The organism is Acinetobacter sp. B-6 (assembly GCF_056930735.1).
This window is the reverse complement of sequence record NZ_JBXPBY010000009.1, coordinates 168,891-186,337: the sequence shown is the minus strand read 5'-3', so window position 1 is coordinate 186,337 and position 17,447 is coordinate 168,891. Positions and strand designations below refer to the sequence as shown.

Here is a 17,447-nt window from a genome sequence, read left to right as displayed (position 1 = left end):
ATATTGTTTTAACTTTACTTTACATCTTAATTAAAGTCTTGATTCACCAAATATCTTGGCATATGACCTGCTAACGCATCAATCAAATTTTGATAAGCCAATTCCGCCATTTTTTTACGGGTTTCTGCAGTTGCTGAACCAATATGTGGTAATGTCACCACATTTTCAAGCTGAAATAGTGGTGATTCAGCCAAAGGTTCTTTTTGATAAACATCCAATCCTGCAGCAAAAATCTGTTGATTGCTCAAAGCGTCGATCAGTGCTTGCTCATCAACCACAGATCCACGAGAAATATTGATAAATATCGCATGCTTCTGCATAAGTTTTAGTTCAGCAGCACCGATTAGTGCTTGAGATTGCTGATTTAAATCCACTGCAGTCACTACAAAATCAGATTGCTCAAGTAAATCTTCAAGACTTTTGTACCGTGCATTGAACTGCTGAGCGACTTCTATTTTCTCACGGCGGTTATGATATAAAATATTCATATTAAAACCGTAAAAACCTCGACGGGCAATTGCGGCACCAATATGACCTAAGCCAATGATCCCTAGAGTCTTACCAAAAATGTCTTGACCAAATTGAGCTGGACTGATGGTACGTTTCCATTCACCTTGCTTGGTCCAGTGGTCTAAACTTGGGACCTTTCGTGCTGCGCTCATTAATAATGTGAAAGCTAAATCTGCGGTTGTTTCTGTCAGTACATGAGGGGTATTTGCCAGCCATATTTTCTTTTGATTTAAGTAGGCAAGATCATAATTATCATAACCAACACTGACAGAAGATATAATTTTTAACTGCTGTGCCGTTGCTAAATTTGTTTCGTTCAGTAGACGACCTGCACCAATCATTGCATCAGCATCAACCACTTCAGTACGAATCTGTTGATTGATATCACCTTTTTTCGGGTCTAAAACAACCACCTTAAATTGATGATTTAAACGTGACAGAATTTCTGAATCGATTTGGCTAAAAACAACAACTTTTTGTTTCATTTAGATCAAACTCCCTTCCAACACAATCATTCAATAAGTTTTCGATATTTATTTTTGCATCATTTGCCATAATCTACGCTTTAGCAGTGGTTCTTTCAGCATTTCATCTAAACTCGGCAACTCCAAAATATCCTGTTGCCCAAGATGAGTGATTTGCCCAAGACTAATTACCTTACGTTCTACGCTCAATGCATCAATAAAACCTTGAATATAAAGGTTTGCTCCTCGACCATCTTGATACTGTGGCAAGGGAAACGGCCATTTCAATTCATGAGTATCTCCGTTGACTGCACGTTGAATATTGCTCCATAAAGTCAATTGTTCAGCATTCAAGTCAGTTGTTTCAACCAATAATAGGCAATGTTCAATCGCATAGGCTTGAATTTCAAATGCAGACAACTCTAGTGCAGATTCTGTCCCAAAATGGGTATGCTGCTGAATATGTTGTGATGTTGAAACTTCTTCAGTCAGCTGTGTTTCTGGATTACGTTCAAGTAATGTGACTTCAGCAACTTGAGTCTTTTCAGCTGTTATATTCGATGTCTTTTGAGTGCGCTCAGCATCGATTTGCGTAGATAAATTTTTAGGCTCAAACGGTTGATGTATTACAGGATGTGATTGTTCAATATCTCGATATAAAGCACTTTGATAATGGCGTGTTTGTACATCGACCTTATTAATCCACAGGTCTACTCCCATCGTAGCCAAAATGCTACGTTGATGTTCTGATACAATCACATTCATTACAGATTCAATATTTTTCATACAGGCTATATTCTAGCGATGTTTGTTTTTTTTGTCGCAACAATCGACACAAAATAGCGGATAAATTAGACTTCAAGAACAGAAACACTACACATCCAGCTAAAACACTCAATCACATCCATCCACTACAGTGAAGTGACGAGAATGCCGTATTTTGCTGTTAGGTACATCCCTTGACGGATGATGTCAGTGCCATTGGCGTGATGAACTTTTAGCTCCTGAGTAACAACATCAAATTGAAAAGCATCATAACAATCTTGATGCTGACAAAGCCAATATAAGGTATCTGCAAGATGCTCATCAACAATATAGCTTTCAGCCAAGAAATCTTTAGACATAATCAAATTGAAATTAGGGAGTTGATCCTATTGTAACGCATATAACATAAATATAATCAATGGAGGAAATCAGAGACAGCGCATCTTTGCACATGACAAGAAAATGTATGAATTGTTGGTACTATCGTTACACTTATTTTTTAATATCACCATACTGATTCCATAAAATCATCATATGGTGATATTTTACTAAAGTTTAAAGAAAACTAATGATGAGCACCGCATTTACGACACTCTTTAACCACAATATTATGACCAATTTCATATTCAAAACTGTGGATACACAATAATTTTCTGATTTTTTGCAACATCATCAAACTCCTTTTAGAAATCTCACATCATTTAAAGTTTCATCCTGAAACATCACTGTCTTAGAAAGACATGTGATATGTTTATCATATTTAAAAGTCTATGCGTAATAATTTTTTATTCGCCTTTAGTCGAAGACCATTATTTTTCTGTTTAAATTTTCAAATCATGATAATTTATCTAAATCATTGTTTTATATTGCTTTAAAAAATAAAAAATAGTTTAAAAAAAGATGATTTTTAAGCTTGATTTAATCTGACTTTTATATAGGATGAAATCATAGCTTCTTCTATTTGTCTTTACTTTTAATTTAGAAAGCTTTTGAGAAAATCAAAATTTAAGCCGATCAACAAGACTATAAAGGAATTTTTCATGCAAGGACGTATGATGCAACAACCATTGTTAATCAGCAGCTTGATCGAACATGCTGCACGTTATCATGGTGATACCGCAATAATTTCTAAAAATACCGATGGCACAATCACAAAAACAGATTGGACCCATGTCACTGAAAACGCAAAACGATTTGCAAATGCACTTAAAAATCTTGGGCTTCATTCAGGAGATCGAGTGGCGACAATTGCATGGAACAATCATCGCCATCTAGAATCATGGTACGCAATTTCAGGTAGCGGATTAGTCTGCCATACCATCAACCCTCGACTTTTTCCTGAGCAACTGATTTTTATTATCAATGATGCCCAAGATAAAGTGGTGTTATTTGATAAAACCTTTCTTCCCCTTATAAAAGCTGTTAAAGCACACACGCCAAATGTTGAACACTTTGTTTATCTTGGTGCTTTTGATCAAGATGTAGCAGATGCGCTTCCTGATGCTAAATTTTATGATGTACTCATCGCGGAAAATGCGGGAGATTATGAATGGCCAAACTTGGAGGAAAATACTGCAAGTTCATTATGCTATACCTCTGGTACGACAGGTAATCCTAAAGGTGCGTTGTATAGCCATCGTTCAACGATTTTGCATACTTATGCAATCTCGCTACCTGATTCTTTGAATTTATCAGCCAAAGACATTATGTTACCTGTCGTACCGATGTTCCATGTCAATGCTTGGGGAACACCGTATGCAGCAGCAATGGTCGGTTGTACCTTGATTTTGCCGGGTCCTGGTTTAGATGGTGCAAGTTTGGTCCAGATGATAGATGATTATAAAGTGAGCATTGCATTGGGTGTTCCTACCATTTGGCAAGGTTTACTTGCTGCTGCAAAACAATCAGGAAGCAGTCTGGAAAGCCTTAAACGAAATGTCGTAGGCGGTTCAGCATGTCCTCCTGCCATGATGAAAGCTTTTAGAGATAATTATCAGTGTGAAACAATTCATGCTTGGGGGATGACAGAAATGAGCCCTCTTGGCACTGGCAATCAGCTCAAAGCCAAACACCAAAATCTAAGTGCTGAAGAGCAATTTAAAATCCGCTTGTCTCAAGGTCGCCCACCTTTCGGTGTAGATTTACGGATTACCAATGAGGAAAATGGTACTCATGAAGTTGCTCGTGATGGGCATACGACGGGCAACTTGCAAGTGAAGGGACATTGGATCATTGAATCTTATTATGGAAAATCCGAAAATGCATTGAGTGCAGATGGCTGGTTCGACACAGGAGATATTGCGACAATCAATGAGGATGGCTATCTCATCTTGAGTGACCGCGCCAAAGACTTAATCAAATCTGGAGGTGAATGGATTTCTTCGGTTGAACTTGAAAATATTGCCATGAACCATCCTGAGATTGCGATGGCTGCGGTAATTGCTGCCAATCACCCAAAATGGGATGAGCGTCCAGTAGTGATTGCGATCAAACATCAAGGCGCACAAATCTCAGAGCAAGATTTGCTTGATTATTACTCAGATAAAATCGCCAAATGGCAAATCCCAGACAAAGTGGTATTCGTAGAATCTATTCCATTAACTGGCACGGGTAAAATGTTGAAACGTGATTTACGTGAACAATATGGCGATGTGTTATTAACAGATTAACTGAAACATCATGCTGATTTAAAGCATTAAGGCAACTTAAAACAGCCCATCATCAGATGGGCTGTTTATTTTTATCGAAATTTTGAAAACTTTTTAGATCAATAAAGTTAAATGATTTGAGCGGATTGTACTTGTTTAATGTTCTTTTTTATCTTTTGATTTTCATCAATATCAAAACAAAGTAGAAATGTCTCACCAGGAAAGATCACATTTTCATGTAATGCTTTTGTAGTTTGTATGATTGCCTCAATATCCACTTTGCCGAAGCCTTTCTTCAGACTAAAACCTAAAATATAGCAAGGTATATGTTTAAGATGTTGCACCTGCTTTTGTACCAGCCAAACCTGTTGAATACCCGTATACTTTCTAAGTTGTTGTAATAAATCTTCTAATACTTCTTGGGTCAATCCATGAGGCATAAAATGATCTCTGAAGCTCACCTCTTGTCGTTCGCTCATTGCCAACTGTTCAAGTGCGATACGATTTAACATGAGTTGTTGATACTTTTCAGCTTCAGCAGCTATGCCTTGCTCTTGATAAAATTGGTAAAGCATTTCATAAACTGTTACTTGATAAAACTCATTCAATTGAGCTGATCTTTCTAAAATAGCACAACCATTTTGATCTTTGCGCTCCAATAAAAGACGACCATAGATATAATTAGCCAAAGCATTTTCTAGATCTTCCTCGTATAGTTTTTTCATCAAATCAAATGCAATATCTGGTTGATGCAAAACTGTATCAGTAAGTTCTACTTGTGCAAATTTTTCATCCGTAGAGAGCGCTTCACCTTGCTCTAACTTTTCATTCAATTGTTTTAAATATTCTTTTTGTTGTTGAATATGCTGATGGTGTTGTTGCCAAACATCCAAAACGTTATTTTGCCATTGATGATCAAAAGTGGTAGTGATTTTTGCAAGCTGATCTCCCAAAAGTAAATCGGCTGTATGCCCTTTTTCAGCAAATATCAACTGTGCTGTTTGACCAATTGATTCTAAACGATCCATTAATGATGGATGTGTATCTTCCAAATTGGTTTGTAATTTTAGAGACTGATCCAACCATTTCTTGGTTTTATACGGTTCAGAAAATTCACTCAACTGATTAACGTATCCAAGATATGGGGAAATTGTGGGTTTGGGCATATTTTCGGCATGCTTAAAGATGGTTGGCCAAAATTCCTCGCTTAAATAACATCCTACTACATTTACCGTAGTTAAGGTCTGTGCCACAGTTTCAGCAGATGTCAATTCCACGGAAATTTTATCAGCTTCATATTCATTTGCCCGTGCAACAGGGAAAGAAAAAGAAGCAAAATATGGCACAAACTTTTTAAAGAAGGGTCTAAAAATAATATCTATTCGACTGGCATTTTGCTCTACAAGTTGATAAAGCTGAGCCCAACGAATCCTTTAGCGATAAATCCAATTCGCTGTTTTAGCATGATTTTTAGACAAATGCCCAAACTCATGTGCGAGCACTGAAGTTAATTGCAGCACCGATAAAGATTGCATTAACGGTAAGCCAATAATTAAATAATTTTCATACCACCCAAACAGCCCAAGTCGAGGCGTTTGAACGACGGCAGCATTAAAATCATCTGAAATGAGTACATGATGAAATGGAGGTGAATTTAATTTTAGTCTTAAGTTATTAATGATTTTAAATAACTCAGGCGCATCTTTTTCTTGAATAGCGATCCCTTGAGGTTTTTCTACACTAATCCAAAGTGATTTCACAATGACATATAGGAATATCGCAACTGGAATAATGATCTTAATGGCAAAAGCCTTTAAAACCAAAATTGATAGACAGGCTAAAATCAATAAAATCACCAAAACCATGACACCAAATGCTATATATAAATTTCCCAGCCATGCCAGTATTTTTACTTTACGGTGATACGCTTTGGGATTTTCTCGTAATTCTTGCTCAAGCCGAGCAATCGTTTCTTGGCTGTACATTGTTATTGTCCATATATTCTTTTCATGATTAGATTCTTTTATATCAATGACCCAATTTTGTTTCAATTGATTTAATCGAAAAAAAACTCGAATATAAAAATCCGAGTCCTTTTAAAACAACAGCTAAGATTAAATTAGAAACGCCAGTGGTAGAACAAGTCGATGGCTTTTTCCAAAGACTGACTTGCTTCTAAGTACAAACGTTTATTCATTTGATAACGTAAAGTCAATTTATTGACTGGGGTAAATACACCAACACCATAACGAATATATAAGTCAGGTGTAATATAGCCCGTTAAACTCACTTGAGTATCATCACCTGTCCCTTGCGCATCAAAAGATAAACCACTTAGACCAAATGTTCGCCCAATCTGATTGGTAAACGCGCGCGTCCCGCCCAAGCCTAAACTGATCCCTGCTGCGGCAATGGTATTGTTCACATCAGACTTAAATCCTTCAGCATTGCTTAATCCGCTTGAACCTTCATTGATACGACCTGTAATCAACGCATTCATGGCTTCTTGGTCTGACAATCCTGCATCGTTATAAACCTGAATATTTGGACTCGAAGCTGTTCCAGTCACACGTAATCCGACTGTACTACCCGAAATACTCTTGTTGGTATCCACATCTAATGTCGGATTTGACAAAGGTCCGTTAAAACGTGCAATCGCTCGGTTTAGATCCAGACGTTGACCATAAGCTTCCACAGTCACTTTTTGACTGACGCCAATCGCACCATTGGCACGCATTGCTGTTTCCAAACCACGTTGTGAAAGATATAAACGTCCGACTAAAGGAATACGGCTGTTAAAACCTTGGAAAATAACCTTACTACCCAAATTTACTGAAACATCTGCACGAATCGACCATGGCTGTGCAGCCTTAAGTAAAGCAAGCTGATTTTGTCCTTCTTTCACAATACGTACATCTGGTGAAACATTGACCACTGTCGCACTTGATTCAGGCATTGAAATAAGTGCCTGAGGGACATCAACCTTACCTTTCACTGTTAACTTCTTACTTAATGGTAATGCATCAAGCTCCATATCCGTGTCAACAATTGCAGTGATTAAAGGTGCTTGGCGAATCAATAATTTATCACCTGTCAAACGCATTTGTACATGTGGATCATTTTTCCAGTCGACACTTCCACTAATTTTACCTACACCACGACCACTGTTGAAAGCTCCATTGATTGTGGCAACATCTTGGCGAATTGAAGTATAAAGCTGAATATTGTTTAAGTTTACTGGCAGTGAAATCATACTGATTTCACCATTTTTCAAACGCATTTCGCCATCAAATAACGGCTTTGTCAGCGTTCCATTGATCTTACCTGCCAATGACAAAGTTCCATCCAATTTACGCACATCCGCAATAAATGGTTTTAATATTTTCAGTTGAACTTCATTAAAAGCAACCTCTCCACGCATCGGTTTAGCATCAACATACGGGTTGATTACAACACTTGCATATCCCGTTCCCACATTCGGCGCTTTCAAATCAGTACGCAATAACAAACCATCTTTGATACTTTTCGCAATGATACTTGCTTCATCATAATTCATGGATGTTGACGGATCATTTGGATCTTCTGCTGCAATACCAATTTGTCCATTGCGTGTCACCAATTTGGCATCCAATTTAGGCTGTTGCCCTTGCGCCCATGATGCTTTTGCATAACCATTTAGCTTACCTGTAAGCGCTAAACCTTCTGGCATAAATGCAGCGAAGTCATTCAAGTCTAAATTTTTAGTGACAAATGAAACATTACCATGCTTCTGACTCGCACGAACTGGCTGGTCAAAACATAATTGGCTTTGTTGACTTAACCAACAATGTTGTCCGACATACAGTTCTGATTTAGCTGAATTGAAAATAATAGGCGCATGTTGTTGTTGCAATAAATGTGCACGCACTGAGTCAAATTCGCCTTTTTGCACTTGACCCAGCCAATCATTTTGGGCATTAAACCCACCAGCAAATTGCACATAGAACTTTGAATAATAGTTCCAAGCTTGTAATTGTAGTAGATGAGCTTTGCGTGTTCCTGAAAGTGTAATACCTGCGTGTTGAATCTCACGGTTGCCACTACGCAAAGTTTCCAATTGCGCAACCATTTTAGAAGGCACAGTTTCTGAAGTCGGTAACTCACCTTTTAAGCTCAATTTCTTGATGCTTAAACTGTCATTGAATCTAAAATCATCCACCGCGAGATTGGCTGTCGCACTTAAACGAGGCTGTGCCTGTAAGTTTAAATAACCATGTGCTGTACCACGCAACCCTGGGTAAAGCTCATATAATGCAGGGGCATTCAATTTTAATCTTAAATTCTGTGCATTACCTGATGCTTGAACCTGATTGCTTGCATAAGACAAAAATAGATTATTTGCTTCAAACTGTTGAGGCATCAAACCTTTAAGGTCAGAGTTCAGCACGACTGCTAAATTACCGCGCCCTCGCAACGGTTTATTGTTAATCATCCCTGCAATATTCAATTGTTGAATATTAATTTTCTTTAAACGATCTGACCAGTTACCTTGTGTTTTGACATTGCCTGAAACTTCTCCACGAACTGATGAGACAAAATATTGTGGTTTAAAACGAACTAAAGAAGCATTGATGTCCCAACCAATACCATTGCTGATATGCACCAAACCATTGGCTAAAATTTTTCCTGCAACACCATCATGTTGAAGTTCAGAAATTTTGATCAGCTCAGGTGTTCCTGCAACACGAATTTTGAGTAAACCACTGCCTTGCTTCATTTGCGATGCATTTAAAGCACCATCATAATTCACAGCAAAACCTTTAAATGCGCCTCCAGCTTTAGCATCATTGAAAATAATTGCAGCTGTGCTTTTACCCGTCAATTGAATGGTTTCAGCTTTAGCCTGATCAGCAATACGTCCCGTTAAGTTAATCGCATCCAAATTAATCAACTGTTGGTTTGGTTTCGCATAGCCATTGGCTTTGATTTGCCCATTCAACAGATCCACTGGTGCAGTTGCAACCACGCTCTGTGGATTAAAATCTTTTGCATTCAACAATGCATTCCACTTCAATTGACGTTTTTCAGTCGGTAATTCAACCACAGCATTTCCAGACAAGCTGCCTTTTGTTGCCATATATTCAAAGGCTGGAATATGTAAATCATTGCCTTTTAGGTCGACCTGAGCATTATATTTACCTGCTGGCAAACTGCCTTTTTCATGCTGACGTACAACTGTTGCAACATGAATATTTTGTTGCCCCTCTACAAGTGCGACATTGACTTGTCCCTGCTCACTGCTCAACCAACCTACATAAGGCACAGCGCGATCAATGTTACTCCAATTTACACCCAGCAACATCGGTTCAGGTTTTTTGCCCTTTTGTTCTGCTTGATCAAGTTTAACTTTCCACGATTCGTATTTATCAAAGTCCAAATTGGCTGTTAAATGCATACCTTGCTTTAACTCACCAACTGAAGCAATTTTTGCATCCAATGAAACTGGCAGAAAATCCTGAATCGCCTGAGGTATCACTTTATCTTTTGGATTGAGTCGATCTAAACGCCCTTGTATATCCCAATGTACAACATCATGCCAGCCGACTAAGCCGGTAAGGTTGACCGCCCCACCCATGAGCTGACCATTTAAGTTATTGATATTGAGCTGATTAACCAAATCAGTATGTGCCAAAGCCGTGTATTGACCTTGTGGAATATTCTTACCACTAATATCTGTGTTGAGTTCGAGATTTAGACCTTTTACATCCCCTTGAAATTTAGCTAACCCATTTTTAGATAAAAGTTCTTGGTCTAGCATCAATGGCCAATGATAATCTTTAAATATCAAAGCACCATTCATAGGTACATCATGTTGCATTGGATGAATGACTGCCCACCCCGTCAACAAATCTGGGGTTTTAGTTGCAACACCGGCTTTAATAGTGGCTAAAGAACCACGGGCATGGACGTAAATATCTTCAACATTTAAACTTTTTAACGAAGGTAGACGAAGAATAGCTTTGGCATTGAGTGGGTAATCCCCTTGCTTAAAATCCATGTTTCCTGTGGCATCTTTGACCGACAAATAGCCCATGTCCATTTTTGAATTTTCAAACTTCAGAGCAGTACCTGACCACAATGCATTTTCCAAATGAATATCATTGATATCTACTTTTGAGGAACTGGTCTGAAATTGCAAATGATCCACATCTGCTTTGTCTAAACGCAAAACAAATGGCAATTTGATTTCACTGAATTTAAAAGGTTCATCACTTGGCGGACTTTTACTGATAATTCTTAAATTATTGACATCCGCATGACTCAGATGAATTTCTTTTTCTAAAATTGCGCGCCATCCCAAAGAAATATCTGCACGATCAATTTTAACATCCACAGCAGTCAAGGTAACCAAGACATTTTTAAGAATGATTCCTTGCAGCAAATTCCCACTTTCATATTGATAAGTAATGATTTTTTGACTTGCAGCAACGCGATCTAATAAAAACTTACTGCCTTTATCAGTACTGAACATTACAGCCAAAGCAGCAATTAATAAAATAATGACCAAAAGTAAAGACATCAGAATATTACGTAATAAATTACGCTTCTTCGGGGTCATTTCTTGCTTGGGTTGATCATTTTGCTGTTCATTTTGAACATCTTGATGTTCTTCATCAGCCATAATATTTCCAGTAATTCTCTTATATTTTTAGTTAATTAAAGTTGCGAACCAATAAAGAAGTGCAAACGAATTGGTTTTGCTGGATCGGATATTCCAGATGCAACATCAATTCGAATCGGACCAATTGGTGACTTCCAACGTAGACCCACACCTACGCTATATTCAGTATCATTACTAAATGACTTGTCATAAGCATTACCAAAGTCACTAAAGACTGCACCACGCCAACCATCTTTAAATTGATAATTGTATTCTAACGAGCCTACGGCTAAACCTTGTCCACCTACTTTATACCCATACTCAACAGGTGATAAACTTTTATAATCAAAACCTCTAAGACTTTGATCGCCACCAGCAAAGTATCTTAAGTTATAAGGTACTTTTTCGAAGTCTTTGGCAAAAATATAGCCCACATTCAGACCACCCACAATTTGATGGTTATCATTTTCGCCAAAAGAATACAAACCTTTCCATTCAGCACTGGTAATTGCCATATCCGTATCAGAGAGTAATGACTGACTACCTAATTGGATTTTATAACTTTGTTTATAGCCACGTGTTGGATTGACACGATTATCACTGATCGTTTTGGTTGCTTCATAACCTAACAACAGTGATTCTTGCTCTTGATCAGAGCCTGGAATCAAAAATGCGTCAGGAATATTGGCTATATCGACAGGTCCATTTTGAGTGACTCGATCTAAACGATAACGCACACCCAGAATATGTTGCCACTCTTTACGTGATCCTTTGATGATGCGGTCAACCCCAGCTACAGCAGATTCAATGACCAAGTCCATGTCATTACCAATGCCATCGCGAGTTTCGCGTTCATAACCGGCAACTAAACTGAAATAATCATTTAAAGGATGTTTATAAGGAATGTTATAACGCGCATCAATTGATTGACGAATCTGTGACAGCTCCATGTTTGCATCAAAGGAATGACCTAAGTGATTGACAATGGCGCGTCTATACTGACCACGCAAACGAACGCCTGTATCTGTTCCATAACCAATACCTGTTTCCAGACTATTTAAACGATCAGCATTTAAAGTCACAATCACTGGGATTTTTTTGGTTTCGCGCGCTTTATCCTTGAGCTGATCCTCATCAGACTCTTTTTCTTTTTGCTGTGCTTGCAGCTGTTTTAAATTTGGGTTGGCTTCTTCGCCCTGAGTTCCGGCAAATTGATTTTCATTAACTACATTCTGGGTCACTTCTTTATCTGATAGATGTGCCTTATCAGCATCTGTTTGTGCTGCAAAAGTTGATTCAGCAACATTTTCCTGATCGACCAAAGCTTGTAAATCTGCTGGCAACTCCAGTGGTTTTACAATCGCATCAGGTTTAATCGCATCTACAAGCGTGTAATTAAAATAACGTGAGTTGGTGAGATTATTTGCCAGACCGTTGACACGCCAAGCCGTATAATCTGCGCCATCTTTCCACGGTGCTAAAGTTTTTAAGATTTTTAAATCAATCGGTAACGGTTTAGAAGGGTCACTCATTCTAAACTCGACATCTTCTAATTTATAACGCTCGCCTGTTTCGTACTTTAAATTAATCTGCGCTTTATTTTGTGGTTGCTCCACTTTGACATCATGCAAACGCCAATAACTATCAAAAAATCCATTATTGGAAGCTGCATCTGCTATTCTGGTTTTGGTGGTTTCATATAAACCATGATTCAGAATATCACCTTCATCCAAGTCAGGTAATACACCAATCACTTGGAACTGAGCAAGATTTGCACCAGGACCTGTGAACTCGATGTTTTGTTCAGTAACTTTTACAGGATCATTTGGAGTAACTTTTACACCTAAATGACTCTCATCAATTTTATTAAATCTAAATTGGGCATTGTAATAACCCACAGCTTGTGCAGCCTGAACTGCAAGTGTTCGCAATTGTGGCACTGAACCATTAAAATCAGAATAAGCTTCTTGAGTAAACGTTCCGAGTTTGGCTTTTAAGTTGTTTGCCAAAACAGGAGGTGCACCTGAAACAGAGACACTGATTTTTGCAATCGGTGCGCCGTTGTCCTGTGGTCCTCGAATTTTATTGACAAGATTTCTAAAGAAACCTTTTTTAGGTTGCTCTTCCTCTGGAAGATTCGCGTTATGATCAACCAGGGTTTTACCAGCTTCGTTTTCTTGAACAGAAATTTGGTTATCTGCACGAATGGTTTGTATCAATTGATCAACATTGACTGGGGCTTGAGTGATCTCGGTTAACTCTTGTTGTGTGGCGTTACTGACTTCAACCTCAGGCGTTTTGCTCATGCCATTACGAAAATTTTGTGCTTCGGTTTTAGCCTGCTCTGCCACACTGTAAATTTCGTTTGCCATAGACTGGTCAACACTGACCGCGGGTAAATCTTCCAAGTCCTCAAATTCAATCGGTTTGAAATCATCCTGAACACCAATATTCTGCTGTTGCTGTTCAAGCATCTTTGCACTATCAAATTGTTCGGGCTGCTGTTGAGCCTGTTTTACTTTCTCATCGAGTTGATCAATTTTCTCGTTCGATAAGCCTTCTTGTCTTGCTGCCGACTCTAATTGTTCTTGATCATGTGTAATATTTACAGTACTTGAGTTTATGTTCTGACTATTCTGTGCTTGCTCTGCGTAACTCACGGGTACTGCAAAAATACTTAAAAAAACACTTGAACATATCAGTTTATTGATATGATAACGATCAAAGTGTAAATGAACACTATGTGAAAGCACAGATTTTTTAAAATTAATTTTTGCTGGCATACCACGCTCGAATGACCTAAATTTATTTGTAGAAAGATCCATGATTAAAAATCTTTCAAATACTCAAACCAATTGGTTTTACACATGATTTAAGGTAAAAACATGATACATGATTTTGAGAGATAGTTACCATTTCAACACATTTCTTATATATAACTAAATGAAGTCTTCTACAATGGAAAAAAATGAGCATATTTTAGGGACCCGACGTTTTTTACCGATGTTCCTCACCCAATTTTTTGGCGCTTTAAACGACAATGTGTATAAACAGTCCTTATTGCTCGTCATTACCTATGGATGGATTCAGCAACAATCAGCAAGTGTAAGTACCTTAAATAACCTTGCCGCACTTCTATTTATTTTACCCTATTTCATCTTTTCTGCGACAGCGGGTCAAATTGCGGATAAGTATGAACGTTCATTTTTAGTTAGAAATATTAAAATTCTTGAAATCATTATTATGCTGATTGCTTCGGCAGGTTTTTTATTGGGTAATTTGTGGATTTTACTGTTTGCTTTGTTTTTGATGGGTACTCACAGCACCTTCTTTGGTCCAATCAAATATGCGATTTTGCCAGAAATTTTGAAACCAAACGAGTTAATGTCAGGAAATGCTTTATTTCAGTCAGGAACATCCATTGCTATTTTGATCGGGATGATTTTGGGTGGCGCGGTTATATCACTCTCTCAAGGACACATGATTTGGATTTGTCTAACCATTGTCTCAATCGCTGTAGTGGGCTATATAGCGAGCCGCTTTATTCTCAAACAATCAACCTCCAACACTGATTTAAAAATTGACTGGAATTTCTTTAGAACCAGTTTCGAAACCATTCGCTATGCAAAAAGTTTGCCTTTAATCTTTATGGTTCTTTTAGGTAATTCTTGGTATTGGTTCTACGGCGCGACCTACCTGACGCAAATTCCTCAATTGACCCAACAAAACCTGCATGGCAATGAAAACGTGGTGAGTTTACTCCTGACATTTTTCTCTGTGGGAATCGGTGTTGGTTCATTATTATGCCGCAAAATTGGTGGTACTGAAGTGAATATCAAAATGGTGCCATTGGGTGCAATTGGTTTAACTTTATTTGCAATTTACCTTGCAGGCAGTCTGGCTTTTGTTCCTGAACGTACAGGTGATTTGATTTCCGTTACAGATATGTTTAGTTCTGGTGCCCCTTACTATCACGTGATGTTGGCAGTGACTTTACTGGGGATTAGTGGGGGTTTTTATATCGTTCCCCTATATGCCATGATGCAAGCATATGCACCAAAATCACATCGAGCACGCGTTGTTGCTGCAAATAATATCTTTAATGCGATATTCATGGTTTCATCGGCGATTTTTTCTATTATCATCTTAAGTATCTTAAAAATAGATATTAAAATTCTATTTTGTATTACTGCTGTGTTAAGCGCATTGTTTAGCACATGGTTATTAATTCGTTTAAAGCCATTAATCGCAACCACTCAAGTTTCTTTGGAGGACTAATATGCGTCAATATACGGGCATTGATAAATTGATTCATTCTTTTGATCAAGCGTTAAGAAGCTTAGTTCCTGGAGCGACATCTGCACAAAGAGCCAATCCATCCACTGAGACTGAAACTCAACTCGCTGTTAGTGAAGCACGCCATGTAGCAGGTTTAATGCGGGTCAACCACAGTGGTGAAGTCTGCGCACAAGCCCTTTATCATGGACAAGCACTGACTGCAAAACTTCCCAATGTGCGTCGTGAAATGGAGTTTGCTGCCATTGAAGAACAAGATCATTTGGCATGGTGTGAGGATCGTTTAAAAGAGTTGGACAGTCATACCAGTTTACTCAATCCCGTATGGTATGGACTTTCATTTGGTATGGGGGCACTTGCTGGTATCGCGGGCGATAAATACAGTTTAGGCTTTGTGGCTGAAACTGAACGCCAAGTGAGCCTTCACTTGCAACACCATATCAGTCAGCTCCCTGCTCAAGATGAACGCTCGCGTAAGATCTTGGTACAAATGAATGAAGATGAATTACATCATCGTGATACAGCATTAACTGCTGGTGGGGTAGAACTTCCAATCCCTGTTAAAATTACCATGACTGCCATTTCTAAACTGATGACCAAAACCAGTTATTATATTTAATGGCAGTATCTAAAAAAATAAGCCCTTGAATTGGGCTTATTTTTTAACTTTATTTTTGAAAATTTTAACTGTTCTAAATATTTAGCTGCTAAACAAAACCACATCTTCATTCTGATTAAATATCACTCTTGACCAAATATCAACTGGGCACTATCAGGCGCCAATTTTGCTGTTTGTACTGGTAATAAAGATGGATTTAAGGGATATTTTTTCCCATCAAATTTTAACATCACTTGCCCATGCTGATGTGTATATATAAACAGTTGCTTCCAGCCGTTGTGCATATAACTGGTCACATATACAGGTGTGTCTACCAAAGTGGTTTTGCTTAAAAACTCAAACTGCTGATTTGTTCCACCTTTAAAGACCAACATAGTACAGCCCCCAGAGCCACACCAATCCTGTCCGCTTAGAAGGACAATCGCATCCTCCACTCCATCTTGATTCAGGTCATTAAATGCAACATTAAATGTAGGCTGACCCTGAGTATAACTTTCTACTTGCTGTTTTAAGTGTATCTCACGCTGTTGCAATGATAACGAACTTGTCGATTTAGCAGGTTGCTTTTGTGGTTTTTCATGACTTGTTGTACAAGCACTTAACAAAAATGCAGCACTCATTAAAATCATAGATCGAATATTCATATGTACTCACCTTATGCGGGTAGATCAATCACAGGAAATTGATGAAGTGGATAGCTGAATCGTACATCTTGCCAAAGATCAAACATTGGGATTTTAACGTCCAAAGCCAGTGGAAGTTTTTTGGGATTAAAATGCATTGTATTTAACTCCGCTCCCCAAGCAATTAAATCAATATCCAAAGAAATATGATGAGATGGTCGGGTACGTCCTGACTCTGCTTCCATCTGTTTTAATTGACAGATCATCTGATCGACTGATAAATGGCTTTTTAATAAACAGGCAGCATTCCAATAATCTGCACCAATTCCATCACGACAAGGAATTAAATAAATTGGAGAAAAAACAGCTTCCCCCAGTTTTTTAATTTGAGTCCATGATTTTTGAAAATGATGTTGTGGTTGATTATTACTGGCTAGCGCTAGAGCGAATATCGTTTCGGTGGCGTTCAAGACGAATTCCTACAGAATTTGCTTGCGGGATAATAGCAGGCTTACGGATGGTAATCATAATCGATTCAATCGCAGGAAAGGTAGAGAAAAGCGCATTTAACACCAATTTCGCCGCATGTTCGATCAATTTTGGGGCAGCATCTTGAATCACTTTGGCTGAAATGTCACAAATCTCAGCATAATTTAACGTATGTTCAAGTTCATCAGAATTTGAAGCTTGCTCTAAACTGGTTTGAATATGCAAATCAAGCATTAAAGGCTGGATAATTTGACGTTCCCAGTTAAAACAGCCAACAACAGTATCGACTTTCAAACCTTCAATAATAATTGCATCCATGATTTTAAAATTTCTCTTATTCAATGAAAAACCCTTGCGAAAATGTATTTATCAAGACTTGTCGTCAATCTTTCA

Annotated in this window: 13 protein-coding genes; 3 read left to right on the top strand and 10 right to left on the bottom strand. The window is 38.1% G+C overall.

Features of this window, described 5'->3' with window-relative positions:
- Positions 1 to 26 precede the first annotated feature (26 nt).
- The 3 genes from AC1Z3T_RS12885 to AC1Z3T_RS12875 all read right to left on the bottom strand — a co-directional run bounded on the left by AC1Z3T_RS12885 (position 27) and on the right by AC1Z3T_RS12875 (position 2,098).
- Complete coding sequence (locus AC1Z3T_RS12885; protein WP_100885044.1) at positions 27 to 995, bottom strand: 2-hydroxyacid dehydrogenase; 969 nt, start codon at positions 993 to 995, stop codon at positions 27 to 29.
- Between the two features lie 48 nt (positions 996 to 1,043).
- On the bottom strand, positions 1,044 to 1,760 hold the full coding sequence (locus AC1Z3T_RS12880; RefSeq protein ID WP_100885043.1) for a hypothetical protein: 717 nt from the start codon (positions 1,758 to 1,760) through the stop codon (positions 1,044 to 1,046).
- 125 nt (positions 1,761 to 1,885) lie between these two features.
- The gene (locus AC1Z3T_RS12875; RefSeq protein WP_004831094.1) at positions 1,886 to 2,098 is read right to left on the bottom strand and encodes a hypothetical protein; all 213 of its coding nucleotides are present in this window, start codon (positions 2,096 to 2,098) and stop codon (positions 1,886 to 1,888) included.
- A gap of 681 nt (positions 2,099 to 2,779) precedes the next feature.
- Between AC1Z3T_RS12875 and AC1Z3T_RS12870 the strand changes: the two genes are divergently transcribed.
- Positions 2,780 to 4,408: a long-chain-fatty-acid--CoA ligase gene (locus AC1Z3T_RS12870; RefSeq protein WP_100885042.1), complete on the top strand. Its 1,629-nt coding sequence runs from the start codon at positions 2,780 to 2,782 to the stop codon at positions 4,406 to 4,408.
- Between the two features lie 107 nt (positions 4,409 to 4,515).
- Here AC1Z3T_RS12870 and AC1Z3T_RS12865 read toward each other — a convergent pair whose 3' ends face one another.
- The 4 genes from AC1Z3T_RS12865 to AC1Z3T_RS12850 all read right to left on the bottom strand — a co-directional run bounded on the left by AC1Z3T_RS12865 (position 4,516) and on the right by AC1Z3T_RS12850 (position 13,810).
- On the bottom strand, positions 4,516 to 5,769 hold the full coding sequence (locus AC1Z3T_RS12865; protein ID WP_335622445.1) for a M48 family metalloprotease: 1,254 nt from the start codon (positions 5,767 to 5,769) through the stop codon (positions 4,516 to 4,518).
- A gap of 51 nt (positions 5,770 to 5,820) precedes the next feature.
- Entirely contained in the window at positions 5,821 to 6,372 is a 552-nt protein-coding gene (locus tag AC1Z3T_RS12860; protein ID WP_228153694.1) for a M48 family metallopeptidase, read from the bottom strand.
- Positions 6,373 to 6,506: 134 nt separating this feature from the next.
- Positions 6,507 to 11,048 (bottom strand): translocation/assembly module TamB domain-containing protein, encoded by a 4,542-nt coding sequence (locus tag AC1Z3T_RS12855; RefSeq protein WP_100885041.1) that lies wholly within the window; start codon positions 11,046 to 11,048, stop codon positions 6,507 to 6,509.
- A 35-nt stretch (positions 11,049 to 11,083) separates the two neighbouring features.
- On the bottom strand, positions 11,084 to 13,810 hold the full coding sequence (locus AC1Z3T_RS12850; RefSeq protein ID WP_042088632.1) for an autotransporter assembly complex protein TamA: 2,727 nt from the start codon (positions 13,808 to 13,810) through the stop codon (positions 11,084 to 11,086).
- A 175-nt stretch (positions 13,811 to 13,985) separates the two neighbouring features.
- Here AC1Z3T_RS12850 and AC1Z3T_RS12845 point away from each other — a divergent pair, with 175 nt between their 5' ends.
- A complete protein-coding gene (locus tag AC1Z3T_RS12845; RefSeq protein ID WP_100885040.1) occupies positions 13,986 to 15,305 on the top strand; it encodes an MFS transporter in 1,320 nt (439 codons plus the stop codon).
- A gap of 1 nt (position 15,306) precedes the next feature.
- A complete protein-coding gene (gene coq7 / locus AC1Z3T_RS12840; RefSeq protein ID WP_004831102.1) occupies positions 15,307 to 15,942 on the top strand; it encodes a 2-polyprenyl-3-methyl-6-methoxy-1,4-benzoquinone monooxygenase in 636 nt (211 codons plus the stop codon).
- Positions 15,943 to 16,064: 122 nt separating this feature from the next.
- Here the strand turns inward: coq7 and AC1Z3T_RS12835 are convergent, their stop codons facing one another.
- Genes AC1Z3T_RS12835 through folB form a run of 3 tightly spaced genes read right to left on the bottom strand, consistent with a single transcriptional unit; the run spans position 16,065 to position 17,372 of the window.
- On the bottom strand, positions 16,065 to 16,586 hold the full coding sequence (locus AC1Z3T_RS12835; protein WP_100885039.1) for a hypothetical protein: 522 nt from the start codon (positions 16,584 to 16,586) through the stop codon (positions 16,065 to 16,067).
- Between the two features lie 11 nt (positions 16,587 to 16,597).
- A complete protein-coding gene (locus AC1Z3T_RS12830; RefSeq protein WP_005029423.1) occupies positions 16,598 to 17,035 on the bottom strand; it encodes a 2-amino-4-hydroxy-6-hydroxymethyldihydropteridine diphosphokinase in 438 nt (145 codons plus the stop codon).
- The gene (folB, locus tag AC1Z3T_RS12825) at positions 16,992 to 17,372 is read right to left on the bottom strand and encodes a dihydroneopterin aldolase (RefSeq protein ID WP_005029425.1); all 381 of its coding nucleotides are present in this window, start codon (positions 17,370 to 17,372) and stop codon (positions 16,992 to 16,994) included. Before folB ends, AC1Z3T_RS12830 begins: the two co-directional genes overlap by 44 nt.
- Between the last annotated feature and the right edge of the window lie 75 nt (positions 17,373 to 17,447).